Source organism: Mesorhizobium vachelliae (assembly GCF_033977325.1).
Lineage (GTDB): Bacteria > Pseudomonadota > Alphaproteobacteria > Rhizobiales > Rhizobiaceae > Mesorhizobium > Mesorhizobium vachelliae.
Map to the genome: position 1 here is coordinate 243,875 of NZ_JAVIIR010000008.1, position 26,453 is coordinate 270,327.

27 protein-coding genes and 1 tRNA gene are annotated in these 26,453 nt (G+C 63.1%); 20 read left to right on the forward strand and 8 right to left on the reverse strand.

Annotation, left to right across the window (positions count from 1 at the left end; all coding sequences use genetic code 11):
• Positions 1-9: 9 nt before the first annotated feature.
• Both RFM41_RS18880 and RFM41_RS18885 read right to left on the reverse strand, forming a co-directional pair.
• Complete coding sequence (locus RFM41_RS18880; RefSeq protein ID WP_320245037.1) at positions 10-639, reverse strand: MarC family protein; 630 nt, start codon at positions 637-639, stop codon at positions 10-12.
• Positions 640-932: 293 nt separating this feature from the next.
• The gene (locus RFM41_RS18885) at positions 933-1,466 is read right to left on the reverse strand and encodes a hypothetical protein (protein WP_320245038.1); all 534 of its coding nucleotides are present in this window, start codon (positions 1,464-1,466) and stop codon (positions 933-935) included.
• 85 nt (positions 1,467-1,551) lie between these two features.
• Between RFM41_RS18885 and RFM41_RS18890 the strand changes: the two genes are divergently transcribed.
• On the forward strand, positions 1,552-2,382 hold the full coding sequence (locus RFM41_RS18890) for an AraC family transcriptional regulator (protein WP_320245039.1): 831 nt from the start codon (positions 1,552-1,554) through the stop codon (positions 2,380-2,382).
• 65 nt (positions 2,383-2,447) lie between these two features.
• On the opposite strand, the gene RFM41_RS18895 is transcribed toward RFM41_RS18890, so the two are convergent.
• The 3 genes from RFM41_RS18895 to RFM41_RS18905 form a co-directional block, all read right to left on the reverse strand.
• On the reverse strand, positions 2,448-3,461 hold the full coding sequence (locus RFM41_RS18895; RefSeq protein WP_320245480.1) for a PQQ-dependent sugar dehydrogenase: 1,014 nt from the start codon (positions 3,459-3,461) through the stop codon (positions 2,448-2,450).
• Between the two features lie 137 nt (positions 3,462-3,598).
• Positions 3,599-4,222: a ParB-like protein gene (locus RFM41_RS18900; protein WP_320245040.1), complete on the reverse strand. Its 624-nt coding sequence runs from the start codon at positions 4,220-4,222 to the stop codon at positions 3,599-3,601.
• Positions 4,219-5,946, reverse strand: coding sequence for a SulP family inorganic anion transporter (locus tag RFM41_RS18905; protein ID WP_320245041.1), 1,728 nt, complete (start codon positions 5,944-5,946; stop codon positions 4,219-4,221). The genes RFM41_RS18900 and RFM41_RS18905 overlap by 4 nt, the downstream gene beginning before the upstream one ends.
• 173 nt (positions 5,947-6,119) lie before the next feature.
• Between RFM41_RS18905 and gyrA the strand changes: the two genes are divergently transcribed.
• Entirely contained in the window at positions 6,120-8,906 is a 2,787-nt protein-coding gene (gene gyrA / locus RFM41_RS18910) for a DNA gyrase subunit A (RefSeq protein WP_320245042.1), read from the forward strand.
• A gap of 47 nt (positions 8,907-8,953) precedes the next feature.
• Here the strand turns inward: gyrA and RFM41_RS18915 are convergent, their stop codons facing one another.
• On the reverse strand, positions 8,954-9,106 hold the full coding sequence (locus tag RFM41_RS18915) for a hypothetical protein (protein ID WP_095765297.1): 153 nt from the start codon (positions 9,104-9,106) through the stop codon (positions 8,954-8,956).
• 283 nt (positions 9,107-9,389) lie between these two features.
• On the opposite strand from RFM41_RS18915, the gene coaD reads away from it, so the two are divergent.
• From coaD to tgt, 6 genes are all read left to right on the forward strand, one after another.
• Entirely contained in the window at positions 9,390-9,890 is a 501-nt protein-coding gene (gene coaD / locus RFM41_RS18920; RefSeq protein ID WP_320245043.1) for a pantetheine-phosphate adenylyltransferase, read from the forward strand.
• A gap of 126 nt (positions 9,891-10,016) precedes the next feature.
• Complete coding sequence (locus RFM41_RS18925; protein WP_320245481.1) at positions 10,017-10,514, forward strand: peptidylprolyl isomerase; 498 nt, start codon at positions 10,017-10,019, stop codon at positions 10,512-10,514.
• A 28-nt stretch (positions 10,515-10,542) separates the two neighbouring features.
• Entirely contained in the window at positions 10,543-11,055 is a 513-nt protein-coding gene (locus RFM41_RS18930) for a peptidylprolyl isomerase (RefSeq protein WP_042642653.1), read from the forward strand.
• Between the two features lie 12 nt (positions 11,056-11,067).
• Positions 11,068-11,514 carry a DMT family transporter gene (locus RFM41_RS18935; protein ID WP_320245044.1) on the forward strand — a complete coding sequence of 149 codons (447 nt, stop codon included), beginning with the start codon at positions 11,068-11,070 and terminating at the stop codon, positions 11,512-11,514.
• The gene (gene queA, locus RFM41_RS18940) at positions 11,514-12,611 is read left to right on the forward strand and encodes a tRNA preQ1(34) S-adenosylmethionine ribosyltransferase-isomerase QueA (protein WP_320245045.1); all 1,098 of its coding nucleotides are present in this window, start codon (positions 11,514-11,516) and stop codon (positions 12,609-12,611) included. Before RFM41_RS18935 ends, queA begins: the two co-directional genes overlap by 1 nt.
• Positions 12,604-13,734 carry a tRNA guanosine(34) transglycosylase Tgt gene (gene tgt, locus RFM41_RS18945; protein WP_320245046.1) on the forward strand — a complete coding sequence of 377 codons (1,131 nt, stop codon included), beginning with the start codon at positions 12,604-12,606 and terminating at the stop codon, positions 13,732-13,734. The genes queA and tgt overlap by 8 nt, the downstream gene beginning before the upstream one ends.
• Before the next feature lie 6 nt (positions 13,735-13,740).
• Here tgt and RFM41_RS18950 read toward each other — a convergent pair whose 3' ends face one another.
• Complete coding sequence (locus RFM41_RS18950; protein WP_320245047.1) at positions 13,741-14,157, reverse strand: DUF4864 domain-containing protein; 417 nt, start codon at positions 14,155-14,157, stop codon at positions 13,741-13,743.
• 151 nt (positions 14,158-14,308) lie between these two features.
• On the opposite strand from RFM41_RS18950, the gene RFM41_RS18955 reads away from it, so the two are divergent.
• The 11 genes from RFM41_RS18955 (at position 14,309) to RFM41_RS19005 (ending at position 25,380) form a co-directional block, all read left to right on the forward strand.
• A complete protein-coding gene (locus RFM41_RS18955; RefSeq protein WP_320245048.1) occupies positions 14,309-14,434 on the forward strand; it encodes a hypothetical protein in 126 nt (41 codons plus the stop codon).
• Between the two features lie 165 nt (positions 14,435-14,599).
• The gene (locus RFM41_RS18960) at positions 14,600-14,836 is read left to right on the forward strand and encodes an Lrp/AsnC ligand binding domain-containing protein (RefSeq protein ID WP_059185676.1); all 237 of its coding nucleotides are present in this window, start codon (positions 14,600-14,602) and stop codon (positions 14,834-14,836) included.
• 170 nt (positions 14,837-15,006) lie between these two features.
• Positions 15,007-16,419: a circularly permuted type 2 ATP-grasp protein gene (locus tag RFM41_RS18965; RefSeq protein WP_320245049.1), complete on the forward strand. Its 1,413-nt coding sequence runs from the start codon at positions 15,007-15,009 to the stop codon at positions 16,417-16,419.
• A 138-nt stretch (positions 16,420-16,557) separates the two neighbouring features.
• A complete protein-coding gene (locus RFM41_RS18970) occupies positions 16,558-17,499 on the forward strand; it encodes an alpha-E domain-containing protein (RefSeq protein WP_320245050.1) in 942 nt (313 codons plus the stop codon).
• 21 nt (positions 17,500-17,520) lie between these two features.
• Positions 17,521-18,315 carry a transglutaminase family protein gene (locus RFM41_RS18975; protein WP_320245051.1) on the forward strand — a complete coding sequence of 265 codons (795 nt, stop codon included), beginning with the start codon at positions 17,521-17,523 and terminating at the stop codon, positions 18,313-18,315.
• A gap of 133 nt (positions 18,316-18,448) precedes the next feature.
• Positions 18,449-19,180, forward strand: a complete 732-nt coding sequence (locus tag RFM41_RS18980; RefSeq protein ID WP_320245052.1) for a proteasome-type protease — start codon at positions 18,449-18,451, stop codon at positions 19,178-19,180.
• 57 nt (positions 19,181-19,237) lie between these two features.
• Entirely contained in the window at positions 19,238-20,650 is a 1,413-nt protein-coding gene (locus tag RFM41_RS18985) for a pyridoxal phosphate-dependent decarboxylase family protein (protein ID WP_320245053.1), read from the forward strand.
• Positions 20,651-20,761: 111 nt separating this feature from the next.
• Complete coding sequence (locus tag RFM41_RS18990) at positions 20,762-21,529, forward strand: DeoR/GlpR family DNA-binding transcription regulator (protein WP_320245054.1); 768 nt, start codon at positions 20,762-20,764, stop codon at positions 21,527-21,529.
• A gap of 127 nt (positions 21,530-21,656) precedes the next feature.
• Positions 21,657-23,183: a glycerol-3-phosphate dehydrogenase gene (glpD, locus tag RFM41_RS18995; protein WP_320245055.1), complete on the forward strand. Its 1,527-nt coding sequence runs from the start codon at positions 21,657-21,659 to the stop codon at positions 23,181-23,183.
• Positions 23,184-23,394: 211 nt separating this feature from the next.
• The gene (gene glpK, locus RFM41_RS19000) at positions 23,395-24,888 is read left to right on the forward strand and encodes a glycerol kinase GlpK (protein ID WP_320245056.1); all 1,494 of its coding nucleotides are present in this window, start codon (positions 23,395-23,397) and stop codon (positions 24,886-24,888) included.
• A gap of 15 nt (positions 24,889-24,903) precedes the next feature.
• On the forward strand, positions 24,904-25,380 hold the full coding sequence (locus tag RFM41_RS19005; RefSeq protein ID WP_320245057.1) for a DUF6882 domain-containing protein: 477 nt from the start codon (positions 24,904-24,906) through the stop codon (positions 25,378-25,380).
• 89 nt (positions 25,381-25,469) lie between these two features.
• Here the strand turns inward: RFM41_RS19005 and RFM41_RS19010 are convergent, their stop codons facing one another.
• Positions 25,470-25,925 carry a BA14K family protein gene (locus tag RFM41_RS19010; RefSeq protein ID WP_320245058.1) on the reverse strand — a complete coding sequence of 152 codons (456 nt, stop codon included), beginning with the start codon at positions 25,923-25,925 and terminating at the stop codon, positions 25,470-25,472.
• A 278-nt stretch (positions 25,926-26,203) separates the two neighbouring features.
• Between RFM41_RS19010 and RFM41_RS19015 the strand changes: the two genes are divergently transcribed.
• Positions 26,204-26,279, forward strand: a tRNA-Lys gene (locus RFM41_RS19015).
• Positions 26,280-26,453: the final 174 nt, after the last annotated feature.

Sequence of the window (26,453 nt, forward strand, 5' to 3'; positions counted from 1 at the left end):
GGCAGTAGGTCAGGCCGCCATCAGCGCCCTCACGCCGTCGGCCACGAACTGGACAGCCAACGCCGCCAGGATCACGCCGAGCAATCGCGTCAGGATCGAGCGGCCGGTCTGGCCGAGGATGCGGTCGATGCGTTCCGACAGCACGAACACCAGATAGGTGATGACGAGGCAGAGGAAGATGATGCCGACCAGCGCGGTCTGCGCGGCGAAGCCCTCGAAATGTCCTGACAAGAGCACCGTCGCCGAGATCGCGCCCGGGCCGGCGATCAGCGGGATCGCCAGCGGGAAGGCGGCGATGTTGTGGATCATGTCCTTGGTGATGGCGACGTCGCCAATCTTCTCCTTGCGGTCCTGGCGGCGCTCGAACACCATTTCGAAGGCGATGAAGAACAAGAGGAAACCGCCGGCAACGCGAAAGGCCGGCAGCGTGATGCCGAACACCGACAGGATCGAGGCGCCGGCAAGGGCGAACAGGGCCATGACCAGGAAGCCGATCACCGAGGCGCGCACAGAAACCTGCTGTCGCTCCTCGCGGTTCATGCCGCGTGTCACGGCGAGGAAGAGCGGCGCCAGCCCCGGCGGGTCGATGGTCACCAGTATGGTGACGAAGGCGTTGAACAGGCTGTCGAAACTCGGCATCGCTGGTCCCCTCCCGCCGGGCGAAGCCCAAGCTCCGCAATTGGTAGAGCAAAGCCCGAGCGCTGGAAACAGGAAGATGGTCTCGCGAGCCTCGTAAGGCCGGCGGGACAGCGCCCCTCTCTGTCCTGCCGGACATCTCCCCCACGAGGGGGGAGATCAGATGTCTCCCGGGCTTTCGCCAATCTCCAGCGTTGCAGGAAGAGCGCCGGCGCCAAAGCTGCCAATCTCCCCCCAAGTGGGGGAGATGCCCGGCAGGGCAGAGGGGGGCGCGAAGGATCGCGACGTTTCGATCGTCATCGAGGTTCATTCGCGCGGCGCGCCAAAAATTCGACCTCCATGCGCCAAGTCGCGCCGCCGTCATGCGAACGCTCGCCCAGCCAGTGGAACGAGTTTTCGGTGATGCGCGAAAAGCTCCAGCGCACCGAGGCGCCGGTGCCGTCGGCGCCGATCTGGACGATCGTGTCGTCCTCGGCGCGACCGAGCTGGCGGCTGTAATACTGGCTGCGCGGATCGCTCCAGAAGATGTGCCAGGCATCGGCGCCGGGATCGTAGACGCGCAATGTCGTGCCGTAGAAGGTCCATGGCCCGAGCGACGGGGAGGGACCTGCGTCGCGAGCGGGCAGGATCCAGACGTCCTGGACGGCCCTGCCTTCGAGAACCCAGCCGAAATGCACCTCGCCGCGCCCCGTGAGCCTGGTGCCATCCTCGAGAGTGCGGGTGGCGTCGAATGTCCAGGCGCCGATGAAGCGGCCATAGAGCTCCAGCTTTTCGGCGAGGTCCGGTTTGGGCCCGTCGCTGTGCAGGGCCTCGGCAAAGGAATCGGTCATTGTTGCTGCCTCGTTTGTCAGGAGAGGGCAAGCAATAGGGGCACGGCAGGGTTTGTCGCTTGGGAAAAATTGCTATCTTTCACGCATGACGACAGCGCAGAGAACTCTGGCTTCCGGATCAGGCTGGCACGTGTCCGACGTGGTATGCACGGCCGCCGCCGGCGACAGGCCATTCGAGGAAGAGCATCGCGGCTTCTGCGTTGCCGCGGTGACCAGAGGGGCGTTCCGCTATCGTACGCGCCAGGGCACGGCGATGCTGGCGCCGGGCGCCATCCTGCTCGGCAATCCCGGCGCCTGCTACGAATGCGGACACGAGCATGGCGCCGGCGACCGCTGCATCTCGTTCCATTTTTCGCCGGCCTATATGGAGCGCGTGATGGCCGACTTGCCCGGCGCGAAACGGCTCGGCTTTGCCGATCCGCGCCTGCCGCCCTCGCCGGCGCTGGCGCCTTTGCTCGCCGAGGCGGAGGCGGCGCGGGAAACGGGCGACGGCGGCGCGTTCGAGGAACTCGGCCTGCGCATGGCCGGCGCGGTGGTTGCAGCCGCGGCCGGTTCTTCCAGAACGACACGGACACCCAGCCCTCGCGACCAGAAACGCGTTGCCGAGGCGGTGCGACTTATCGAACTCAACGCCGATCGACCCTTGTCACTGACCGAAATCGCCGACACGACGGCGACCAGCCCGTTTCACTTCTTGCGCACGTTCCGGCGCGTCGCCGGCATGACGCCGTATCAGTTACTGTTGAGGACCAGGCTGCACCGCGCCGCTGTGCGCCTGCGCAGCTCGGACGCGACGATCTCGACGATCGCTTTCGACGCCGGCTTCAACGACCTGTCGACCTTCAACCGCCGGTTCCGGCGCGAGATGGGGGAGGCGCCTGGCGCATACCGAGCCAGGATATCCCAGATGCGATAGGGCCGGAGGTGTTTGATTTGGACCCGCAACTTCGCCAATAACCGGGCGTCTCTGGTGCCCGATCGTCATTGCTTGAAAACGTAGATCGCGCCTCCGGCATCGTCGGATACGAGGACGGAACCATCCGGCGCTTCCTTGACATCCACGGGGCGACCGACGCCTCTGACGAATGTCGCTACCGAAACAGGGCGTCCGCCCCGGAAGCGCACGCGCACGACCTCGCGGCCGACCGGGACCGTCCTGTTCCAACTTCCGTGCTCGGCGACCAAAGCGTCGCCGCCGAGACTGCGGAAGAAATGGATTCCTAGCGTTGCGACATGCGCCTGGAAGTCGAAGACGGGCGGAATCTGCTGCGCGGGTGGCTGCAGGCCCTCGAATCCCTTGAGCCGGATTCGGCCACCGAAATAGGGAAAGCCGTAGAAGCCGTCGGGCCGAAGCTCGTTCAGCTCGTCGGGTGGAATGTTGTCGCCCATCCGGTCAGCGCCGTTGTCGGTGAAGAACATAGTGCCGCCGTTCCAGTCGAAGCCGACCGAATTGCGCACGCCCCAGGCGACGCGCCGAAAATCGGACCCGTCCTGCTTCATGCTGACGATCGTGCCTTGCAGTCCGTGCGTCCGGCAAATGTTGCAAGGTGAACCCAACGAGACATAAAGCCGGGAATCAGGGCCGACGCCGATATAGCGATAACTGTGGACCCCCGAATTCGCTAACCCCTGGCGTATGTCGCGCCTGCCGCTCAGGGCGCCGCCAGCGCCGATATCGAAGGCGGTCACGCTGTTCCTCGAGGCTACAAACAGACGATTGCCAGAGCATGCGACACCGTTCGCAGCCGAGAATCCGGAGGCGGCCACTTGGGCGCGCCCGCCGGACACTGGCAAGGAATAGACCGAAGAGCCTTTGGTGCCGACGAACAGCATGTGGCCGCAGACCGCCATTTCACGCGCGGCTGGAACACGGGCAAGAAGCGCAGCCCGCGCCGCGCCGAGGTCCAAACCGGAGGTGACCGTCGCAACCGAAGCGAAAGCGAGAAATCGAATTCCAGCGGAAAGCAATCCGGTCTTGAGGGAAAGGACATCCATGGCCGCCTCCGCACGCAAGCAGGGTCTGCTGGAGGGAATTGGAGCGGCTCATTCTGGTTTCAAGTCGGAGCCGCCGGCTCGGCAGCGGCAGGCGGTACGCCGAATGATCTTCAGCAGCGCGTCTGGCCCTGCCGCCGTCAGTCCGACGTCGGCCCGCACCATCCGGGCAGATAGTCCGCGTCCTTGCTCTTGGCGAGCGCGAGCGCGTCCTTCATCGCCTTGTCGAAATTCTTCTCGATCGCGTTCCTTTCGATCCGCCGGCGCATGAAATCCGCCCAGATGAATTCGCTGAACGGCGTCGTGTCCTTGGCGAAGCCGCCCTGCCGGCGCAGTTCGCCCGCCATGCTCCGGTAAGGATCATCGACAAGAGCGCCGATGGTCTTTGGGATGGCCGAATAATCGCGGCGCCGGCCGTTCTCGTCGAAGGGGTGCATCCAGCCGCGATTGTCCAGCACGAAGAAAAAGGCGTCCTTGTCGAGCGCGGACAGGTCGCTGATTACTGTCACCAGCACATCCTTGACACCCTCCTCGAGCAGGGCGCGGGCAAGATGATGATGATCGGTGACGTAGTTGCGTTTTTTGGGACCGAGCACCACCGGCACCATATGTCTGCCGAGAAAGGCGCCGGTCTTCTTCTTGGCATCCTGCGCCCGGATCATCTGGCGCTTCAGCTCAACCTCCCTCATGCCGACCGTTATCTGCGTCGGCCTCAGGTCCTCGACGGGGACCGGGGTGACAATGGGTTCTCGGGGGTCAATCATGGCACTCCATCCTGTGTTTGCTGCTGCGGTTTCCCCGGACCAAGTGATTTGATCGCCGCGTCGACGCTGTGGAATATGCGCTCAGTGCCGACAATTTCGGCGATGCCGAACCGCTGCAGCGCCGCCTGGGCGCGCAGCGATTCCATGCGTGCGATAGCAAAGACCGCGCCTTTGTCGCGACAGTGGCGGATGGTGTCGATCAGCGCCTGGGCGGCGGTATAGTCGATCTCGACGATGTTGCTGGCCTCCAGCACCACCAGCTTCACGCCTTCGCTGGCGTCGATAAGGTCGCTCAGGCCACGCTTGAAACGGTCGGCGTTGACGAAGGAAAGCGGCGCCTGGAACGCCGCCACCAGCACGCCGGGCTGCTGCTCGCCAGCGCTGGAACTGCTCGGCGGCCACCAGACCGAGGTGCCCGGCACCTGCACCAACTCGATCGGCTCCGTGCGCGTCGAGCCCCAGATGCCGTGCAGCAGCGATAGGCCGATGCCAATCGCGACGCCTGTTTCGATCGGCAGCACGACGATGGCGATCATGGTGATCAGGATCAGCGCGAACTCGACCTTTGCCTGGCGCCAGACCTTGGTGAATACCTGCCAGCGCAGGATGTGCTGGGCGACGAACATCAGCACGCCGGCAAGGGCTGCCTGCGGCACATTGGCGAGCAGGCTTCCCCCGAAGACACTGAGCACCAGCACGATGGCCGCGGCGATCAGGCCCGAAAGCTGCGAGCGACCGCCGGTCTGGGCGACGATGGCCGTGCGCGGCGGGCTGGCGTTGACGGCGAAGGCGCCGAACAGGCCGGCCACGATGCTGCCGGCGCCGACACCGACGAAGTCGCGGTTGACGTCGGGGGCTTCGCCATCCCGCGGCGGGAAAGAACGGCTGGTGGCCGCCGTCTGCACCATGACGACGATGGCGATCAGCAGCGCGAGCGGGACAAGAGCCTGCGCGTCGTGGAAATCGGCGGTCGGCATGCCAGGAGCCGGCAACCTGTTCGGCAAGGCGCCCAGCACCTCGACGCCCCGGTTCTTCAAGTCGAAGGCGATAACGCCAAGCGTCGCGAGGATCATGCCGATCAAGGCCGCTGGGATCCGCGCGCTGACCTGTCCGGCGGCGAAGACGATGGCGAAGACGCCGAGACCGATTGCAAGGCACCACGGGTTGGTGAGGTAGAGATTGGCGGCGATCTCGCCGACGCGCCGCACCGTCTCGCCGCTTTCGGGCGGCAGGCCGAGCAAGGAAGGCAGTTGCGAGACGATGATATGGACGGAAATGCCGGCGAGGAAACCGGTCGTCACCGGCACGGACAGGAGATCGGCAATCCAGCCGAGACGAAAAATGCCGCTGAGCGCCACCAGCAGCCCCACCATCAGCGCCAGCATGGCCGCCAGCGCCAGGTAATGTGGCGAGCCCGAGGTGGCGATCAGCGCCAATCCGCCGGCGAACAACGGCGTGATCGTCGAATCCGCCCCCGCCGACAGTTGGCGGTTGGCGCCGAGCAGCGCGAAGGCGACCGAGCCGGCGATGAAGGTGAAAAAGCCGATCTCCGGCGCGAAACCGCCAAGGCGGGCCGTTGCCATCTGCTCGGGGATGGCGATGGCGGCCAGGGTGATGCCGGCCGCCAGATCGCCGTTGAGGTCCTTGACGCTCCAGCCGCTCAGCGCCCGCAAAGGCAGCCACGAGGCCAGGTTCACAGCACTTGCGGTTTTTGCCTGATCCATGACCGACCTTGCCGCGTGGCGGCGAAAACGACCGTGGCCATATCGTCGCAATCACCGGTATCCATTTGAAATTACCATCAAAATTGTCTCTGGAAAAGTCCGGCCGACATTGGAGTTTCGGCAACGCATCCTATATAAGCATGCAGTGATTCCCGACTGGATTGTGACCTGATTTGACCGACCAGAAGACACCGCGCGGGCCGGAAGACGGCCCCTCCGGCATCGAACCCATCTCCATCATCGAGGAGATGCAGCGCTCCTATCTGGATTACGCCATGAGCGTGATCGTCAGCCGCGCGCTGCCCGACGTGCGCGACGGCTTGAAGCCGGTGCATCGGCGCATTCTCTATGCCATGCAGGAAGGCGGTTACCACTGGAACCGCAAGCATGTGAAATCATCCCGCATCGTCGGCGACGTGATGGGTAAATACCATCCGCATGGCGACGCCTCGATCTATGACGCGCTGGTGCGCATGGCGCAGGATTGGTCGTTGCGCGTGCCGCTGATCGACGGTCAGGGCAATTTCGGCTCGATCGACGCCGATCCGCCCGCGGCCATGCGCTACACCGAGTCGAGGCTCACCAAGGTCGCGCATGAGCTCTTGGAGGATATCGACAAGGAGACGGTCGATTTCCAGGACAATTACGATGGTGCCGAACAAGAGCCGAAGGTGCTGCCGGCACGCTTTCCCAACCTGCTCGTCAACGGTTCAGGCGGTATTGCCGTCGGCATGGCCACCAACATTCCGCCGCACAACCTGGCCGAAGTGTGCAACGGAGCGATGGCGATCATCGACAATCCGGCCATCGACCTGCCGGCGCTGATGGAGATCGTGCCTGGCCCGGATTTCCCGACCGGTGGCATCGTGCTTGGCCGCTCCGGCATCTACAGCGCCTATTCGACTGGGCGCGGTTCGATCGTCATGCGCGGTCGCGTCAATATCGAATCCCGCGGCAACGACCGTGAATCGATCGTCATCACCGAGATCCCCTATCAGGTGAACAAGGCGGCGATGATCGAAAAGATGGCCGAACTGGTGCGCGAGAAGCGCATCGACGGCATCTCCGACATCCGTGACGAGAGCGATCGCCAGGGTTACCGCGTCGTCGTTGAATTGAAGCGCGAGGCCGTCGCCGACGTCATCCTCAACCAGCTTTACCGCTTCACGCCGCTGCAGACCTCGTTCGGCGCCAACATGGTGGCGCTCAACGGCGGCAAGCCGGAAGTGATGACGCTGATCGACATGCTGAAAGCCTTTGTCGGTTTTCGCGAGGAGGTGATCAGCCGTCGCACGAAATACCTGCTGCGCAAAGCGCGTGAGCGGGCCCATGTCCTTGTCGGCCTTGCGATCGCGGTCGCCAACATTGACGAGGTGATCAAGCTCATCCGCACCGCGCCCGATCCGCAGACGGCGCGCGAGCAGTTGATGGAGCGGCGCTGGCCGTCCCATGACGTCGCGCCGTTGATCAAGCTGATCGACGATCCGCGTCATCGCATCAACGAGGACGGCACCTATAACCTTTCCGAGGAACAGGCTCGCGCCATCCTCGACCTGCGCCTGCAGCGCCTGACCGCGCTCGGCCGCGACGAGATCGCCGACGAATTGAACAAGATCGGCGCCGAAATCGTTGATTTCCTTGATATTTTGTCGTCGCGTGCGCGTATCCAGCAGATCGTTAAGGACGAGCTGATCGCGGTCCGCGACGAGTTCGGCACGCCGCGTCGCACCGAGCTCTCCGAGGGCGGGGCGGACATGGAAGACGAGGACCTGATCCAGCGCGAGGACATGGTCGTCACCGTCAGCCATTCCGGCTACATCAAGCGCGTGCCGCTCTCGCTCTACCGGGCGCAGCGCCGCGGCGGCAAGGGCCGCTCCGGCATGTCGACCAAGGAAGAGGATTTCGTCACCCGGCTGTTCGTCGCCAACACGCATACGCCGGTGCTGTTCTTCTCCTCGCGCGGCATCGTCTACAAGGAAAAGGTCTGGCGGCTGCCGATCGGCAACCCGCAATCGCGCGGCAAGGCGCTGATCAACATGCTGCCGCTCGAGCAGGGCGAGCGCATCACCACGATCATGCCGCTGCCGGAGGACGAGACCAGCTGGGGCGAGCTCGACGTGATGTTCGCCACCACGCGCGGCACCGTGCGCCGCAACAAGCTGTCCGACTTCGTCCAGGTCAACCGCAACGGCAAGATCGCCATGAAGCTGGAGGAAGAGGGCGACGAGATCCTCGGCGTCGAGACCTGCACCGACAATGACGACGTGCTTCTGACGGCGAATTCCGGCCAGTGCATCCGCTTCCCGGTCTCCGACGTGCGCGTCTTCCAGAGTCGCAATTCCGTCGGCGTGCGCGGCATAAGCATGGCCGAGACCGACCGCATCATCTCGATGTCGATCATCGAGAACGTCGATGCATCACCCGCCGAGCGCGCCGCCTATCTCAAGCGCGCCGCGGCCGAGCGCCGGCTTGCCGCAGGCGGCGCCGGCGAGGAAGAGGAGATCGCGCTCACCAATGAAGAGATTGGCGAGGAGGCCGAGCTCTCCGACGAGCGTTACGAGTTCCTCAAGGCGCATGAAAAGCTTGTGCTGACGGTGACCGAATATGGCTATGGCAAGCGCTCGTCGTCCTACGATTTCCGCCTGACGGGTCGCGGTGGCAAGGGTATCCGCGCCACCGACGTGTCGAAGACGGCCGAGATCGGCCGACTGGTCGCGACCTTCCCGGTCGGCAATGACGATCAGATCATGCTGGTTTCCGACGGCGGCACGGTCATCCGGGTGCCGGTCAACGGCATACGCTTCGCCAGCCGCGCCACCAAGGGTGTGACGATCTTCAACACGGCCGAAGGTGAGAAGGTTGTGTCGGTGGAGCGGATTTCGGAGCCGCAGTCTGACGAGGAGGCGGATGAAGCGCCGTCTGGCGAGGCAGGCACCGACAATACGGGCGAGGGTGAATAAGTCTCGGCTTAGACACCGGCCCTCTGGGCCGGTGCGGTAATGGTGGGTCAGTGGCGACGGTAGACGTTGCGGTGAGCGAAACCATCGAGCCGCTTGGTGTTGGCCTTGACGCGCACCCGCGCTGCTTCCTGATGCAACCCGAATGCAGTCGCGATCAGCATCACGATGGTCATTGCTGTGGCAAGCATGTAGATCAGCATTTGCGTGTTCTCCTGGGCTTACAACGATGACATGGGGATTTGGTTTCATCCCTTGAAGCGGCAACCTAGTGAACGCTGCGTGAAACGTTCGTGATTGCCGCGTTCATCTGTCGTTCATCGGCGCGAAAAGGTTCACGGCCGGCCAATCGATGGGATTTGCCATCGTTCGAGAGGCTCGCTAAAGCGTTTCGTCGGAAACGGCGGACCGCTCTATCTTTTTGTTTTGCGCAATTCCGGACGGAAACCGCTCACACTTTTCCTGGAATTGCTCTAGAAGCCTGCCATGACCGAACGCACCGCCCTTTACGCCGGCTCCTTCGACCCGCTGACCAACGGCCATCTCGACGTGCTGAAAGCCTCGCTGGCGGTGGCCGACACCGTCTATGCGGCGATCGGCATCCATCCGGGCAAGAATCCGTTGTTTTCCTTCGAGGAACGGGTGCAACTGATCGAAGCCGCGACCAAGGCCGAGTTCGGACGCGACGGCGCTCGCATCAAGGTCGTTTCCTTTGACGGGCTTGTCATCGACGCGGCCCGCAAGCACGGCGCGTCAATCATGATCCGCGGCCTGCGCGACGGCACCGACCTCGACTACGAGATGCAGATGGCCGGCATGAATGAGACGATGGCGCCGGAATTGCAGACGGTTTTTCTGCCAGCGAGCCCATCTGTGCGCACCATTACCGCCACACTCGTGCGCCAGATTGCTTCTATGGGCGGCGACATCCGCCCATTCGTACCAGCGGCCGTCGCCGGCGCGCTCAACGCCAAGTTCACCAGATAGGCTTTTCCGGAGATCCCCATGCAGCTGAAGAAGCTCGCTTCGTTCCTTGTCGTGCTTGCCGGCCTTTTCGCGGCATCCCTTTTCTCGGTATCCGGGCCGGCCGTCGCCGCCGACAAGGAAAACACCATGATCATCACGCTCAAGGATGGCGACGTGACCATCGCGCTGCGCCCCGATCTGGCGCCCAAGCATGTCGCGCAGATCAAGAAGCTGGTGCGTGACGGCGCCTATGACAATGTCGCCTTCCACCGCGTCATCGACGGCTTCATGGCGCAGACCGGCGACGTCAAGTTCGGCAACATGAAGAAGGGTTTCAACCCGCAAGCCGTCGGCACCGGCGGTTCCGATCTTCCCGACTTGCCGGCCGAATTCTCGCAGAGCGAGCAGTTCACCCGCGGCGTCGTCGGCATGGCGCGTTCGCAGGACCCGAATTCGGCGAATTCGCAATTCTTCATCATGTTCGCGCCGGCGCCGAACCTCGACGGCCAATACACCATCGTCGGCAAGGTCGTCGGCGGCATGGACCTCGTCGACAAGATCAAGAAGGGCGACGAGGCCGACAACGGCACGGTCACCGACCCCGACCGCATGATCAAGGTTCGCATCGCCGCCGACGGCAAATAACTCCCTCAATTTTAAAGGATTTTCTGACATGGCTGAGATCAAGGATCGCGAGAACGCGCTCATCATGGAAACGACCAAGGGCAAGGTCGTCATAGAGATGTATCCTGAATTGGCGCCCGGCCACGTCGCCCGCATCAAGGAGCTGGCGCGTGAAGGCGCCTATGACGGCGTGGTGTTCCACCGCGTCATCGACGGCTTCATGGCGCAGACCGGCGACGTCAAGTTCGGCAATTCCTCAAAGCCCACCTACGCGCCGTCTCGCGCGGGCATGGGCGGCTCCGACAAGCCGGACCTGAAGGCCGAGTTCTCCAACGCCAATCACGGCCGCGGCGCGTGCTCGATGGCTAGGGCCCAGAACCCGAACTCGGCGAACTCGCAGTTCTTCATCTGCTTCGACGACGCCGCCTTTCTCAACCGCCAGTACACGGTGTGGGGCCAGGTCATCGAAGGCATGGAGAATGTCGACAAGATCAAGCGCGGCGAGCCGGTGCAGGATCCCGACAAGATCGTGTCGCTGAAGGTCGCGGCCGACGTCAAGTAAGGACAAGCGACGATGGGCGCAGTCTGGTCCCTGCTCGGCATCCTGTCCGGCGCCTTCATCGCCGTCCAGGCGCCGATCAATTCACAATTGGCAAAGGGCCTCGGCCTTCCGGTCGCGGCCGCTGCCTTTTCCTTCCTGTCCGGCGCCATCGTGCTCGGCATCATCGCGGTCTCGGTGGTGAAGCTGCAGGGCATCTCGCTCGACTGGAAGGCGCCGGCGCCCTGGCTGTTCGTCGCCGGCGGCATGCTCGGCGGCTTCTATGTGACACTGTCGACGATCCTGACGCCACGTATCGGCGCGGCGGCGCTCATGGCCTTCCTGGTCGCCGGCCAGCTGATCGCCGGCATGCTGATCGACCGCGCCGGTTTCCTTGGCGTGGCGGTGCGCGAAATCTCGCTTGGCCGCGTCGCCGGCGCGGTGCTCTTGCTTGCCGGGGCGCTGCTCATCCGGCTCTACTGATGCGCGTCGACCTGTTCGACTTCGAGCTGCCGGAGGAGCGCATCGCGCTTCGTCCGGCGGAGCCGCGCGACAGCGCCAGGCTGCTGGTCGTCAAACCGGGTGAAACGTTAGAAGACCGCATCGTATCCGATCTGCCGTCGCTGCTTCGCGAAGGCGACGTGCTGGTGTTCAACGACACCAAGGTCATCCCGGCGCAGTTGAAGGGCATGCGCAAGCGCGGCGAGGCGATAGCGCAAGTCGAGGCGACGCTGCATATGCGGGTGACGCCGGACCGCTGGCAGGCCTTCATGCGGCCGGGCAAGCGCATCGCCGCCGGCGACCGCATTCATTTCGGCCATGACCAGAATTCATGCTTCCTCGGCCAGCTCGACGCGACGGTGATCGAAAAGGGGGAGGCGGGCGAGGCGCTGCTCGGCTTCGACCTTTCCGGCCCGTTCCTCGACGAGGCGCTGCACGCCGTCGGCCATATTCCGCTGCCGCCCTATATCGCCTCGAAGCGCGATGACGACGAGCGCGATCGCGCCGATTACCAGACGATCTATGCCAGGGAAGAGGGCGCCGTCGCTGCACCGACCGCCGGCCTGCATTTCACGCCGGAGCTGTTTGCCGCGCTTGATGCCAAGGGTGTCGAGCGCCGCTTTGTCACGCTGCATGTCGGCGCCGGCACCTTCCTGCCGGTGAAGGCCGACGACACCGCCGATCACAAGATGCATGCCGAGACCGGCTCGGTGAGCCACGAGACCGCGGCGGTGCTCAACGCGGCGAAGGCGCGGGGACGGCGGATCATCTGCGTCGGCACGACGTCGCTGCGCCTGCTCGAGAGCGCCGCGCGCGATGACGGCAGGATCGAGCCCTGGTCCGGACCCACCGACATCTTCATCACGCCCGGCTACCGGTTCCGCACGGCCGATATGCTGATGACCAATTTCCACCTGCCGCGCTCGACGCTGTTCATGCTGGTCTCGGCTTTCAGCGGGCTGGACACGATGCGCGCGGCCTATGCGCACGCGATCGAGAACCGCTACAGGTTCTATTCCTATGGGGACGCCAGTCTGCTCCATCGCGCGGAAACGGGCGAAAAGGAACGCAATGGCTGAGACTTTTTCCTTCAAGCTGCTTGCCACCGACGGCAAGGCGCGGCGCGGTCTTGTCTCGATGCCGCGCGGCGAGATCCGCACGCCGGCCTTCATGCCGGTCGGCACCGGCGGCACCGTCAAGGCCATGTATATGGACCAGGTGCGCGGCGTCGGCGCCGACATCATCCTCGGCAACACCTATCATCTGATGCTGCGGCCCGGCGCCGAACGCGTGGCGAGGCTTGGCGGGCTGCACGAGTTCGCGCGCTGGCCATATCCGATCCTGACCGACAGCGGTGGCTTTCAGGTCATGTCGCTGTCGAAGCTCAGGAAGCTGACCGAGCACGGCGTCACGTTCCGCTCGCATATCGACGGCGCGCCCTACGAGATGTCGCCCGAGCGGTCGATCGAGATCCAGGGACTGCTCGATTCCGACATCCAGATGCAGCTCGACGAATGCACGGCGCTTCCGGCCAAACCCAAGGAGATCGAGCGCGCCATGGAATTGTCGCTGCGCTGGGCCGAGCGCTGCAAGGCGGCCTTCGGCGACCAGCCGGGCAAGGCGATGTTCGGTATCGTTCAGGGCGGCGACAGCGCGCCGATGCGTATCCGCTCGGCGCAGGCGCTGAAGGCCATGGATCTCAAAGGCTATGCCGTCGGTGGGCTGGCGGTCGGCGAGCCGCAATCGGTGATGCTGGAGATGCTCGACGTCACCTGTCCGGAACTGCCGGCCGACAGGCCGCGCTACCTGATGGGCGTTGGGACGCCGGACGATATATTGAAATCGGTGGCGCGCGGCATCGACATGTTCGACTGCGTGATGCCGACGCGCGCCGGCCGCCATGGCCTGGCCTACACGCGACGCGGCAAGGTCAATCTCCGGAACGCCCGCCATGCCGACGATCCGCGGCCGCTCGACGAGGAAAGCGACTGCCCGGCCGCGCGTGATTATTCTCGCGCCTATCTGCATCACCTCGTGCGCTCGCAGGAAGCGCTCGGCGCCATGCTGCTCACCTGGAACAATCTGTCCTACTATCAAAAGCTGATGCAGGACATCCGGGCGGCCATCGAGGCGCAGGCTTTTGAAGCGCGCGCCGCCGAGATCACCGAAGGCTGGGCGAGAGGCGATATCCCGGCTTTGTGATATTGCTCAGGCACTGACCGAAGTCGAAGCGCGCAGGCTGCAGCCGGTGATCTTGAAGCTGCCGTCCGCCTGCTGCTGCAGCGTGTAGACCGCCTCATAGTCCTTGCCGTCGGGCCCGACGATCAGCACCTGCTGGACGATCGAGCCCGGTCCGGTCTCCTCGACCTTGCCGAAGGAATAGGATTGGGGTTTTCGCACCGGCGCATAGCCGTTCGTCACCATGTTCATGAAGGTATCGACGGTCGGAAAGATCTGCTTCACGTTCGGCGCGGCGAAACTGTAGGCGGTGGCCCCGTCATCGGCGATGAAGGCCTTCAACTGGCTGTCGATGACGGTCTGCGCGGCCTTGATGTCGGCATCGCCGGCGAAGGCAAGCGAGGCCAGAAGCGGAACAAGAGCTAGTGCGAACAATGCGCGGCGCATGGCCTACCTCTCCGGAATTTGCTTGGCGGGTACAATCTAAAGCGCGTCGCGATCTTTCAGATTCGCTCCATGCGCTTTAGGATCTTACGCATGTCTTTATCCCGAAACCGGTTCCCACTTTCGGGAGACATGCTTTAACATACGTGCTTCGATGCCCGACGGTTTCATCCGTCGCAAGATTTCGCCCTTTTCGACGCCGGAGCGCCAATTCGGCCAGCCAGCGGGCATGCCGGCGGGCGAGTTGCGGCAAGCCGTCGCCGCGGCGCATGCCGGCTGATGCTTGAAAGCCGGGCGGCAGTCTGCCACAAGGGCCGCTTATTCGTTGGAACGGATATGCTCCTGGAATCGCCGATCCGTTCCAACGGTTTGTTTTGACGCAATTCCGGACGGAAAACCGCCAGGCATTTTCCTGGAATTGCTCCGAGGCTGGCAGGACCGGGCAATGAAGGCATTTTTCGTGCAGATAAAGTGCGATCTGGGCAAGGCCTATGAGGTCGCCAGCGCGCTGGCCGATGCCGAGATCGCCTCGGAAATCTACTCGACCGCCGGCAATTACGACCTGCTCGCCAAATTCTATGTCGACGACGAGGAAGACATCGGCCATTTCGTCAATGAGCGCGTGCAGATTCTGCCCGGCATCAAGGACACCTTCACCATTGTGACCTTCCGGGCGTTTTGACGGGACCTTGCTGATGCCCTGCCGAGAAGCAGGAACTGACCCGGCCTTGCCACCCATGCCTTAAATTTAGGCATTTTGCATAGAGTGGCCGCCGCCGCTCCCTAAATCACCGATTGCGCTTGATTTTCTCCGGCGGGGCCAGTGAAATGGCCTCAGAGGGGAGTACGCGATTGGCAGCCTTCGACGAAATGCTTCCGGAAGTCTCCGGATTGAGAAGACCTTATGAGGCTTACGATCGCTGGCTGAAGGAGCAGGACCCGGCCAGGCTTACCCAGAAAATGCAGGACGCCGAGCGCGTCTTCCGCAAGACCGGCATCACCTTTGCCGTCTATGGCGAGCAGGAAGCTTCCGAGCGGCTGATCCCTTTCGACATCGTCCCGCGCATCCTTTCCGGCCAGGAATGGCGGCGGCTGACGCAGGGCATCGAGCAGCGCGTGCAGGCGCTGAACGCCTTTCTCGACGACATCTATCACCGCCAGGAGATCCTGCGCGCCGGGCGCGTGCCGAAGGATCTGATCGCCAGGAACGAGGCCTTCCTGCCAGAAATGATCGGGGTGAGGCCGCCAGCCGGCGTCTACACCCACATCATCGGCGTCGACATCGTCCGGATCTCGGAGAACGAGTTCTACGTGCTGGAGGACAACGCACGCACGCCGTCCGGCGTCTCCTACATGCTGGAGAACCGCGAGACGATGATGCAGCTCTTTCCGGAGCTGTTCCAGAAGATCAAGGTGCGGCCAGTCGAGAACTACCCGCAGCTTTTGCGCCAGTCGCTCGCCGCGGTGAGGCCGCAAAGCAGCAAGGGCACGCCGACCATCGCGGTGCTGACGCCGGGCTCCTACAACTCGGCCTATTTCGAGCATGCCTTCCTCGCCGACCAGATGGGCGTGCAGCTCGTCGAGGGGCAGGATCTGCGCGTCGTCGACGGCCATGTCGCGATGCGCACGACCGAAGGCTACAAGCAGATAGACGTGCTCTACCGGCGCGTCGACGACAACTTCCTCGATCCGCTGACGTTCCGGCCGGACTCGGCGCTCGGCGTGCCGGGCATCATGGATGTCTACCGCGCCGGCAACATCACCATCGCCAATGCGCCGGGCACCGGCATCGCCGACGACAAGGCGATCTATTCCTACATGCCCGAGATCGTCGAGTTCTACACCGGCCGCAAGGCGATCCTCGGCAACATCCCGACCTGGCGATGCTCGGAGCCGGACAGCCTGAAATATGTGCTCGAGCACATCGGTGAGCTGGTGATCAAGGAAGTGCACGGTTCCGGCGGCTACGGCATGCTGGTCGGCCCGGCCGCGACCAAGAAGGAATGCCAGGAGTTCGCCAAGAAGCTGCAGGCGAAGCCCTCCAACTACATCGCCCAGCCGACGTTGGCGCTCTCGACCTGCCCGATCCTGACCGAAAAGGGCCTGTCGCCGCGCCATGTCGATCTGAGACCCTACGTGTTGGTCTCGGATCGCATCCAGATCGTTCCAGGTGGCTTGACCCGCGTTGCGCTGAAGCAAGGCTCGTTGGTCGTCAATTCCTCGCAAGGCGGCGGAACGAAGGATACGTGGGTGTTGGATGATTGATGTGAGTGAGTAGGGAATAGTGAGTAGCCAGTAGTCAGTAGTCAGTAGGGGACAGAGCAATGCCGTATTCAATCGAAATTCGAATTTTTACTACTCACTACTGGCTATTCCCTACTCACTAGCCCGAAGGGCCTTCCCATGCTTCTCGGCCGCACCGCTAACGGTCTTTACTGGATGAACCGCTATATCGAGCGGGCGGAAAACATGGCGCGCCTGGTCGATGCTGGATTGCGGATGGCGCTGACCCGCACACAGGATGCGTCCGAAGAGTGGAACTCGGTGCTGCTCAGCGCCGGCTCGGACATCGCCTTCAGCCAGAAATACCAGGACTATACCGCCGCCAACGTCTCCGATTTCCTTTTGCGCGATACCTCGAACCCATCGAGCACGATGTCGTCGATCGAGACGGCGCGCAACAATGCCCGCATGGTGCGCACGGCACTGACGCGCGAGACGTGGGAAAGCATCAACGAAGCCTGGATGTCGCTGAAGCGCATGCTGGCAAGGCCGATCGACGAGCGCGACTTGCCGACGGTGCTCGATGCCATCAAGCGCGAGACGGCGCTGATCCGCGGTTCGTTCTACGGCACGATGCTACGCAACGAGATTTTCGATTTCTCGCAGCTCGGCACCTATGTCGAGCGCGCCGACAATACGGCGCGCATCCTCGACGTGAAATATTATGTGCTTCTGCCTTCGCTGTCCTGGGTCGGCTCGACGCTGGACAACTACCAGTGGGAGTCGATCCTGCGCTCGGTGTCGGCGCACCGCTCCTATCGCTGGGTCTATGAAGCCGACTACAAGCCGACGAATATCGCCGACTATCTGATCCTCAACGTGCGCATGCCGCGCTCGCTGACCTTCTGCTACCGCTTCCTCGGCGAGCATTTGAGATTCCTTGCCGACGATTACGGCGAGCGCCACGCCTGCCATGCAACGGCCGAGAAGATCCAGGCGATGCTCAGGAAGGGGTCGATCAAGGATATATTCGATCACGGCCTGCACGAGTTCCTGCACGAGTTCATTCGCGACAACACCAGGCTGGGCGACGAGATCGCCCAGGACTACCGGTTCTATTGAGCACAGCCGAGGGCGAGCGCTATGCGGCTCAAGATCACTCATCGCACGGAGTACCGCTACGAGCAGCCGGTGCAGTATCTGCTGCAGCGGCTGCGCCTGCTCCCTTCCAGCGGGCGCACGCAGACTGTCGGCTCCTGGGCGATCAAGGTGGAAGGCGCGCGCGAAGAGGTGCGCTTCACCGACCATTTCGGCAATGACACGCGGCTGGTGAGCGCCGAGAGCGGCCAGAACGCGATCACCGTCGAGGCGTCTGGAGACGTGACCACGCATGACACGGCGGGTGTAACGGGTCCGCATCAGGGCTTTGCGCCGCTCTGGCTGTTCGCACAACGGACGCCGCTCACCACCGCCGGCGAGGGCATACGCGAATTGGCCGGCGCGGCCGGGCAGGGCACCGAGATCGAGCGGTTGCACCGGCTGATGGGCATGATCCGCGAACGCGTCGCCTACAGACCGGGCACGACCAGCGTCGTGACGCCGGCGGAGGAGGCGCTCGCGCTGAAATCCGGCGTCTGCCAGGACCACAGCCACATCTTCATCGCTGCGGCCGGCGCGCTTGGCTTTCCGGCCCGCTATGTCAGCGGCTACCTGATGATGGATGCAGCCGTGGAGCAGGCCGCGAGCCATGCCTGGGCCGAGGCCTATGTCGTCGGGCTCGGATGGGTTGCCTTCGACCCGGCGAACGGTATCTCTCCCGACGAACGCTATGTGCGGGTGGCGACGGGGCGCGACTATCGCGACGCCTCGCCGGTGTCGGGGATACTTTTGGGGCAGGCGCAGGAGAAGCTTGCCGTCAGCGTCACGGTAGAGCAGTAATCTGCGCTGCAATCGCCGGAGCGGTTCAGCGTTTGATAGAATCGCAAAGCCGCTCTATCTCTTTGTTTTCACGCAATTCTGGACGAAAAACCGCTACACGCTTTCCTGGAATTGCCTTAGCAGAAGAGCAACCATGACCTATTGCGTCGGCCTCAAGATCGATCGCGGGCTCGTGTTCATGTCGGACACGCGCACCAATGCCGGCATGGATTCGATCTCGACCTTCAAGAAGATGCATGTGTGGGAAGAGCCCGGCGAGCGCGTCATCGTGCTGATGTCGGCGGGCAATCTCGCCACGACGCAGGCGGTGGTCAGCCTTCTCGACGAACGCAACAAGGCGGTTGGCGACCGTCATCCGAAGCTGCTCGAAACCCCGTCCATGTACCAGACGGTGCGGCTGGTCGGCGATACGGTCAAGGAAGTCATCGAACATGCCTCGCCGAACGGCGACAAGGCGGATTCCTATTTCAATGCCTCTTTCATCCTTGGCGGCCAGGTCAAGGGCAGCCCGCCCAGGCTGTTCATGATCTATCCGGAAGGCAATTTCATCGAGTCGACCGATGACACGCCTTTCTTCCAGATCGGCGAGACGAAATACGGCAAGCCGATCATCATCCGCGCCTACGACCGGACAATGAGCCTGGCGGAGACGGTGAAGTTGCTTCTGGTGTCCTTCGACTCGACGCTGAAATCCAACCTTTCGGTCGGGCTGCCGCTCGACCTGCTGTTCCTGGAACAGGATGCGCTCAGGGTGGGGCTGAACCGGCGGATCGGCCAGGATGATCCTTATTACCGCACCATTTCGGACGGCTGGTCCAGCGCACTGAAAATCGCTTTTTCGAACCTGCCGGATTTTCCGGGGTAGGGCTTTCCGGGAGCGGTTCGACCGGCCGGTATCCTTGACGGCCGCAGGGAGGAAAACATGGATAATGAGGAATTCCGCGATTGGTCAAGGCGGGCGGCCGATTGGGGCGTCGACTACCGCGCCGGCCTGCGCGACCGTCCGGTGCGGCCGGCGATCGCGCCGGGCGAGATCTTCAGGAGCATCGAGGCCTCGCCACCCGAATTGCCGGAGTCGATGGAGACGATCTTCGCCGACTTCGAGGAAAAGATCGTGCCGGGCATGACGCACTGGCAGCACCCGCGTTTCTTCGCTTATTTCCCGGCCAATGCAGCGCCGGTTTCGGTGGTGGCGGAATATCTGGTCTCGGCGATGGCCGCGCAATGCATGCTATGGCAGACCTCGCCGGCGGCGACGGAGCTTGAGACGCGCATCGTCGACTGGATGCGCCAGGCGCTTGGCCTGCCCGAGGGCTTTTCCGGCGTCATCCAGGATTCGGCCTCGTCGGCGACGCTTGCGGCGGTGCTCACCATGCGCGAGCGGGCGCTTGACTGGCAGGGCAACAAAAAAGGGCTGGCCGGGCAAAGCAAGCTGCGCGTCTATTCCTCCGACCAGGTCCATACCTCGATCGACCGCGCCATCTGGGTCTCAGGCATCGGCGAGGACAATCTTGTCCGCATCCCGGTCTCCGGACGTTTTCGCGCCATGGATACTGCCGCGCTCGAGGCCGCGATCCTTGCCGATCGCGAGGCCGGCCTGCTCCCGGCCGGCATCATCGCCTGTGTCGGCGGCACCAGCATCGGCGGCACCGACGACATCGCGGCGGTGGCCGCTGTGGCGAAGCGGCACGGGCTTTATCTGCATGTAGACGCAGCGTGGGCCGGGTCGGCGATGATCTGCCCGGAGTACCGGCATTTCTGGGCCGGCGTCGAAGGCGCCGATTCCATCGTCTTCAATCCGCACAAGTGGCTCGGCGCGCAGTTCGACTGCTCGATCCAGTTCGTGGGCCAACCGGAAGACCTGGTGCGCACGCTGGCCATCAAGCCGGAGTTTCTGAAGACGCTGGGTCATGACGGCATCATCAACTATTCGGAATGGTCGGTGCCGCTCGGGCGCCGCTTCCGCGCGCTCAAACTCTGGTTCCTGCTGCGTGCCCATGGCCTCGAGGGCCTGCGCACCATGATCCGCAATCATGTCGCCTGGAGCGAAGGACTGGCCAAGCGGCTCGCCGGGGAAGAGGATTTCGAGCTCGTCAGCGAGCCGATGCTTTCGCTGTTCTCGTTCCGGCACCAAGCGCCTTCGGGTACCGATCCGGACGAGCACAATCTGCGCCTGGTCGACGCCATCAACACCGATGGCCGCATTTACCTGACGCAAACGCGGGTCGATGGGCACGTGGCGATCCGCTTTCAGGCGGGGCAGTTCGAATCGACGGCGGCCGATGTCGATGCGGCGTTCGACGTCATAACCGAGATTGCGCGGCGCCCAGCCTGAGGCAGCGCTGGTTTGCCTTTGCAATCAGGTGATTTTCGTTAGCCGGCTTATGCCTTTTCTTGGCTTTCGTTTTCCGATATAGACGGGAAAAACGAAAATGGAGGATGCCGGATGTTTCTTTCGCCACGCCATGCCGAAATCATCCAGATGGCGAAAGACCATGGCCGAGTGCTGGTCGATGATCTGGCGACGCATTTCAATGTGACGCCGCAGACCATCCGCAAGGACCTCAACGATCTCTGCGATCAGCGCCTGCTGACGCGCATCCACGGTGGCGCGCTCTTCCCGTCCGGCATCGAGAACATGGAATACGAGGCGCGCCGCAAGATAGCCGCCGCCGAAAAGGAGGCGATCGGCAGCGCAGCGGCGCGGCTGATCCCGGACAATGCCTCGCTGTTCATCAATATCGGCACCACCACGGAGGCCGTCAGCACGGCGTTGCTCGACCATAACGGGCTCATGGTCATCACCAATAACATCAATGTTGCCAACAGGATGCGTATCTATCCCACAATCGAGGTCGTGATCGCCGGCGGTGTGGTGCGCGGTTCAGACGGCGGCATTGTCGGCGAAGCGGCCGTCGATTTCATCCGCCAGTTCAAGGTCGATTACGCCGTCATCGGCGCCTCGGCGATCGACCATGACGGCGCGCTGCTCGACTTCGATTTCCGCGAGGTGAAGGTCGCGCAGGCCATCATCGCCAATGCGCGCCATGTCATCCTGGTCTCCGACCGGACCAAGTTCGAGCGCACGGCACCGGTTCGGATCGGCCATCTTTCGCAGGTGAACACCTTCATCACCGACCGCTGCGACATCCCGTCGGTCCGCCGGATTTGCGAGGAAAGCGAGGTCCGGCTGATCGAGACGGAGCTCGAATAGGCCCGTATCATGGCTGCCTCGCGCAGCTGCGATATTTCGTTTGACATTCGGTTTGAGTTCGAAATAATTCCGTCACGGTTTCGTAAAAACGCAAAAATGGTGCAATGCGAAATCGTTGGAGAACCCCTTGGACGCATCCCCGATCCATGACATTTTCGTCATCGGCGGCGGCATCAATGGCTGCGGCATCGCCCGCGACGCCGTTGGCCGCGGATTTTCAGTTTACCTCGCCGAAATGAACGATCTGGCGAGCGGGACTTCCTCCGGCTCGACCAAGCTCATCCATGGCGGCCTTCGCTATCTCGAATTCTACGAGTTCCGGCTGGTGCGCGAAGCGCTGATGGAGCGCGAGGTTCTGTGGAAGAATGCGCCGCACATCATCTGGCCGATGCGCTTCGTGCTGCCCTACGCCAAGGGCCTGAGGCCCGCCTGGCTGATCCGGCTCGGGCTGTTCCTTTACGATCATATCGGCGGGCGCAAGCTGCTGCCGGCGACGAAGACGCTCGACATGGCCAGAGATCCGGCGGGCAAGCCGCTCAAGCCGTTGTTCCACAAGGCTTTCGAGTATTCGGACGGTTGGGTCAACGACGCGCGCCTTGTGGCGCTGAATGCCCGTGACGCCGCCGACCGGGGCGCCATTATCCGCACCCGCACCAAGGTCGTCAGCGCGCGGCGCGACGGTTCGACCTGGACCATCAAGGTGCAGAACGTGCTTACCGGTGAGACCGAGGAGGTGCGCGCGCGGCTTCTGGTCAACGCCGCCGGACCCTGGGTCGATCACGTGCTCTCGGCCGCCGTCGGCCAGAACGAGGTCCACAATGTCCGCCTCGTGCAGGGCAGCCACATCGTCGTCGCCAAGAAGTTCGACGATCCGCGCGCCTATTTCTTCCAGAACAAGGATGGCCGCATCATTTTCGCCATTCCCTACGAGGAAGAATTCACGCTGATCGGCACCACCGATCGCGACTATCCCGGCGACCCGCATGACGTGAAGATCTCCGACGCCGAGATAGACTATCTGTGCGCCGCGGCGAGCGAATATTTCGCGCAACCCGTGAAGCGCGCCGACATGGTCTGGACCTATTCGGCGGTGCGCCCGCTCTATGACGACGGCGCCTCCAAGGCGCAGGAGGCGACGCGCGACTATGTGCTGAAGGCCGATGGCGGGGAGGGCGTTGCTCCGCTTGTCAACGCCTTCGGTGGCAAGATCACGACCTTCCGCCGGCTGGCGGAATCGATGCTGGAGAAGATCGAAGGCTTCCTCGGCAAACGCGGCAAGCCGTGGACGCATGACGCGCCGCTGCCGGGCGGCGATTTTCCGGCGACCGGTTTCGATGCGCAGGTCGCCAGGCTGAAAAACACCTATCCGTTCCTGGATCAGCGGCTGGCGCGCCGCCTCACCCGGCTCTACGGCACGCGGGCGGAAAAGCTGCTCGGGCTTGCAAAGTCGAATGCCGATCTCGGCCGCAATTTCGGCGCCGACCTTTTCGAGGCGGAAGTTCGCTATCTGGTCGAGAACGAATGGGCCGTCACCGCCGAGGACGTGCTGTGGCGCCGCACCAAGCGCGGCCTGCATTTCAGTCGCGAGCAGGCGGCGGCGCTGGAGGAATTCATGCGCGGACTGAGCAACCGTCACGTCGCGGCGGCGGAATGAGGATCGACCGCTGATGCGCAATGCCCGGGAGGAGGCGCGATGCTGGAAGATCGACAACGAGAGGGAAAAGCCAATCACCATCAACTACGACGAGTTGGTGAAGAGCTGGCAGCAGCAATAACTGCATGACGCAGGGCTGCGAGCGTGTGTAGGAAATGCAGGGGAGGCGGCTTGGCCGTCTCCCCTGTTGCATGAGAAGTGGAGGGACGGAATGAGCGGTTTTGTGCTGGCGATCGACCAGGGGACGACCTCGACCCGCGCGATCCTGTTCGACGACAAGATGAAAATCGCCGGCGCTGGTCAGCAGGAATTCGTGCAGCATTATCCGGCCTCCGGCTGGGTCGAGCATGACCCTGAAGACATCTGGGCAAGCGTTCTCGCCACGGTGAAGGCGGCGCTGAAGTCCGCCGGCCGCGCAGCGTCCGACGTGGCGGCGATCGGCATCACCAACCAGCGCGAGACGGTCGTGATCTGGGACAAGGCGACGGGCAAGCCGATCCACAACGCGATCGTGTGGCAGGATCGCCGCACCGCGCCGCTTTGCCAGAAGCTCAAGAAGCAGGGGCTGGAGAAAAAATTCACGAAGAAGACCGGCCTGCTGCTCGATCCTTATTTCTCCGGCACCAAGATCGCCTGGGTGCTGGACAAGGTGAAAGGCGCGCGAAAACGCGCCGAGAAAGGCGAACTGCTCGCCGGCACCATCGACAGTTTCCTAATCTGGCGGCTGACCGCTGGCCAAGTGCACGCCACCGACGCGACCAACGCTTCGCGCACGCTCGTCTACAACATCGAGAAGAATGTTTGGGACGACGAGCTGCTCTCGATCCTGAAGATACCGGCCGGGATCCTGCCTGAAGTGAAAGATTGTGCCGACGATTTCGGCGTCACCGACAAGAGTCTTTTCGGGGCCGAGATGCGGATCCTCGGCGTCGCCGGCGACCAGCATGCGGCGACCATCGGCCAGGCCTGTTTCGAGCCGGGCATGATGAAATCCACCTACGGCACCGGCTGTTTCGCGCTGCTCAACACCGGCGCCGACCTCGTGCGGTCGAGGAACCGGCTGTTGACCACGATCGCCTACCGGCTGAACGGCAAGACCACCTATGCGCTGGAAGGTTCGATCTTCATCGCCGGCGCCGCCGTGCAGTGGCTGCGCGACGGCATCAAAGTGATCGGCAAGGCCGAGCAAAGCGGCGCGCTCGCGGCGACCGCCGATCCGGCGCAAGCCGTCTATCTGGTGCCGGCGTTCGTCGGCCTCGGCGCGCCGCATTGGGACGCGGATGCGCGCGGCGCGATCTTCGGCCTGACGCGCAATTCGGGCCCGGCCGAGTTTGCGCGCGCCGCGCTCGAATCCGTCGCCTTCCAGACGCGCGACCTGCTCGACGCCATGCGCAAGGACTGGAAGGGCGCCTCGGCCAAGACGGTGCTTCGCGTCGACGGCGGCATGGTGGCGTCCGACTGGACCATGCAGCGGCTGGCCGACATTCTCGACGCGCCGGTCGATCGTCCGACGATCCTGGAGACGACCGCGCTGGGCGCGGCCTGGCTTGCCGGGTCGAAGGCCGGCGTGTGGCCGAAAGCCAAGGAATTCGCCAAGAGCTGGGCGCTGGAGCGGCGCTTCAAGCCGCAGATGGACGCCGCAACGCGCTCGGCCAAGCTCGCCGGATGGCGCGATGCGGTGCGCAGGACTTTGAGTGGGCAATAAGGATTTGCGAGCGAGATGCAGCCGGATTGGTATCCTGCCTGGCGCGACGAGGCCTTTGAACAGCTCACCGCCAAGAATGCGCGCCTGGCGAAGGATTTCGGCCTCGGTAGCTGGTCGCGCTACAACTACGACTTGACGGCCGGCAAGCTGCTGTTTTCCGACCAGAGCGGCGTCAAGGTCGTTTCGGAAATCCAGATTGCTGGCTCCATCAGCACCAAGGCAGGCAATTGGCTCTGGGCTTGGGCAAATTCGAACCTGCCTGGCGACCTTCTCGGCGACGCGAAACTGGTGCGGTCCTTCGGCGAGGAAAAGGGCGTAGACGAACTGGCCCAGGCCTATGTGGACGATACCACCGGCGACCTGGAAGCACTCGGCTGGGAGCTGACGGCGGCGATGGTTCGGGTTTGCAACGCGCTCGGCGCTTACCGCTCTCCGCGCGGTGAAGGCGGCGCTCTATATTTGGTTTTCAAGAATATACGATGGACGAACTGATCAAGTTCTTCGTCAAAGCAAATCAAACGAGAGAGCCCGCGCCTGCGGCGCGGGCTCAGCTAACGACTCTGGATACTAACGGGAGGCCGTCAGTAGGGCGACTCGCACTGCCGACGCGGACCGCTGTTAGGCTGGAAGGTGTTGTCCGAGGCGCGATAAGAGCGGTAGCGGTCGTAGCACCACTGCACATGCGAGTTGCCGCGATAGACGCGGTTGTTCTCGCTGTTGACGATGGCGCCGGTGATCAGCGCGCCGGTGGCGAAGGCTGCCAGCGGGAACCAATAGTCGCCATGCCGGCGATAGCCGCGGCGATATTCACGATAACCGCGATGGCCGTTCCAGTAGGCGCCGCCATCACGACGCGAGAAATCGCGGTTGAAGCCGCGGTGCCTTCTCCAATCCCGATACTGCACGGTCTGGACATCCGACGACAGGCCCTGGGGTTGCGGCACATAGGCTTGCTGAGCGTTGACCGGCACGATCTCCGCCGCGACGAACGACGCCGATAGAACGGCTGCCAGCAGTCCCGATGCGATCTTGTTCATTCATCTTCTCCTCAAGGTTGATCGACGTTCCTGGTGCGAAACGGGCCCGGGTTGCAAATTGTTCCCGTTCAATATCAACCCATTGTTGTAGAGCTTTCTGAAGCAGCGCCGAGCCGGGCAATTGGCGCGGGCATCGAAAGCCGTTCGCAAACACCCTCGGCGCCGCTTCGAATCCGTTCAAGAAATCCGCCTTGGAAGCCCATCTTTTTCCGGTTGACCGGTCGCGGCACTCTCCCTATGTTCCGCGCAATTTCGAGGGCGGCGTTTCGAGCCCGCGGGAGCGCGTAGCTCAGCCGGTAGAGCAACTGACTTTTAATCAGTAGGTCATGGGTTCGAATCCCATCGCGCTCACCAAAAACGACCGCCCAACAGCCACCCCATATTTGCCCGGACTGCCGCGATGCCCGTCGCCACTGCGACATGCGTTGCTGCCCGTCCGTTCTTTACATTTTTGTAAATTGCCTGGGCATGCGGTTCGCGATAGGGCGGGCCTGCGGCTTGGTTCGAGCATCCGACTTGTTGAGCAAC

What these genes read in the sequence shown, in the direction of transcription:
- RFM41_RS18880 (WP_320245037.1), bottom strand. Translation starts at nt 639, where the DNA reads ATGCCGAGTTTCGACAGCCTGTTCAACGCCTTCGTCACCATACTGGTG.
- RFM41_RS18885 (WP_320245038.1), bottom strand. Translation starts at nt 1,466, where the DNA reads ATGACCGATTCCTTTGCCGAGGCCCTGCACAGCGACGGGCCCAAACCG.
- RFM41_RS18890 (WP_320245039.1), top strand. Translation starts at nt 1,552, where the DNA reads ATGACGACAGCGCAGAGAACTCTGGCTTCCGGATCAGGCTGGCACGTG.
- RFM41_RS18895 (WP_320245480.1), bottom strand. Translation starts at nt 3,461, where the DNA reads ATGGATGTCCTTTCCCTCAAGACCGGATTGCTTTCCGCTGGAATTCGA.
- RFM41_RS18900 (WP_320245040.1), bottom strand. Translation starts at nt 4,222, where the DNA reads ATGATTGACCCCCGAGAACCCATTGTCACCCCGGTCCCCGTCGAGGAC.
- RFM41_RS18905 (WP_320245041.1), bottom strand. Translation starts at nt 5,946, where the DNA reads ATGGATCAGGCAAAAACCGCAAGTGCTGTGAACCTGGCCTCGTGGCTG.
- RFM41_RS18915 (WP_095765297.1), bottom strand. Translation starts at nt 9,106, where the DNA reads ATGCTGATCTACATGCTTGCCACAGCAATGACCATCGTGATGCTGATC.
- coaD (WP_320245043.1), top strand. Translation starts at nt 9,390, where the DNA reads ATGACCGAACGCACCGCCCTTTACGCCGGCTCCTTCGACCCGCTGACC.
- RFM41_RS18925 (WP_320245481.1), top strand. Translation starts at nt 10,017, where the DNA reads ATGATCATCACGCTCAAGGATGGCGACGTGACCATCGCGCTGCGCCCC.
- RFM41_RS18930 (WP_042642653.1), top strand. Translation starts at nt 10,543, where the DNA reads ATGGCTGAGATCAAGGATCGCGAGAACGCGCTCATCATGGAAACGACC.
- RFM41_RS18935 (WP_320245044.1), top strand. Translation starts at nt 11,068, where the DNA reads ATGGGCGCAGTCTGGTCCCTGCTCGGCATCCTGTCCGGCGCCTTCATC.
- queA (WP_320245045.1), top strand. Translation starts at nt 11,514, where the DNA reads ATGCGCGTCGACCTGTTCGACTTCGAGCTGCCGGAGGAGCGCATCGCG.
- tgt (WP_320245046.1), top strand. Translation starts at nt 12,604, where the DNA reads ATGGCTGAGACTTTTTCCTTCAAGCTGCTTGCCACCGACGGCAAGGCG.
- RFM41_RS18950 (WP_320245047.1), bottom strand. Translation starts at nt 14,157, where the DNA reads ATGCGCCGCGCATTGTTCGCACTAGCTCTTGTTCCGCTTCTGGCCTCG.
- RFM41_RS18955 (WP_320245048.1), top strand. Translation starts at nt 14,309, where the DNA reads ATGCCCGACGGTTTCATCCGTCGCAAGATTTCGCCCTTTTCGACGCCG.
- RFM41_RS18960 (WP_059185676.1), top strand. Translation starts at nt 14,600, where the DNA reads ATGAAGGCATTTTTCGTGCAGATAAAGTGCGATCTGGGCAAGGCCTAT.
- RFM41_RS18970 (WP_320245050.1), top strand. Translation starts at nt 16,558, where the DNA reads ATGCTTCTCGGCCGCACCGCTAACGGTCTTTACTGGATGAACCGCTAT.
- RFM41_RS18975 (WP_320245051.1), top strand. Translation starts at nt 17,521, where the DNA reads ATGCGGCTCAAGATCACTCATCGCACGGAGTACCGCTACGAGCAGCCG.
- RFM41_RS18980 (WP_320245052.1), top strand. Translation starts at nt 18,449, where the DNA reads ATGACCTATTGCGTCGGCCTCAAGATCGATCGCGGGCTCGTGTTCATG.
- RFM41_RS18985 (WP_320245053.1), top strand. Translation starts at nt 19,238, where the DNA reads ATGGATAATGAGGAATTCCGCGATTGGTCAAGGCGGGCGGCCGATTGG.
- RFM41_RS18990 (WP_320245054.1), top strand. Translation starts at nt 20,762, where the DNA reads ATGTTTCTTTCGCCACGCCATGCCGAAATCATCCAGATGGCGAAAGAC.
- glpK (WP_320245056.1), top strand. Translation starts at nt 23,395, where the DNA reads ATGAGCGGTTTTGTGCTGGCGATCGACCAGGGGACGACCTCGACCCGC.
- RFM41_RS19005 (WP_320245057.1), top strand. Translation starts at nt 24,904, where the DNA reads ATGCAGCCGGATTGGTATCCTGCCTGGCGCGACGAGGCCTTTGAACAG.
- RFM41_RS19010 (WP_320245058.1), bottom strand. Translation starts at nt 25,925, where the DNA reads ATGAACAAGATCGCATCGGGACTGCTGGCAGCCGTTCTATCGGCGTCG.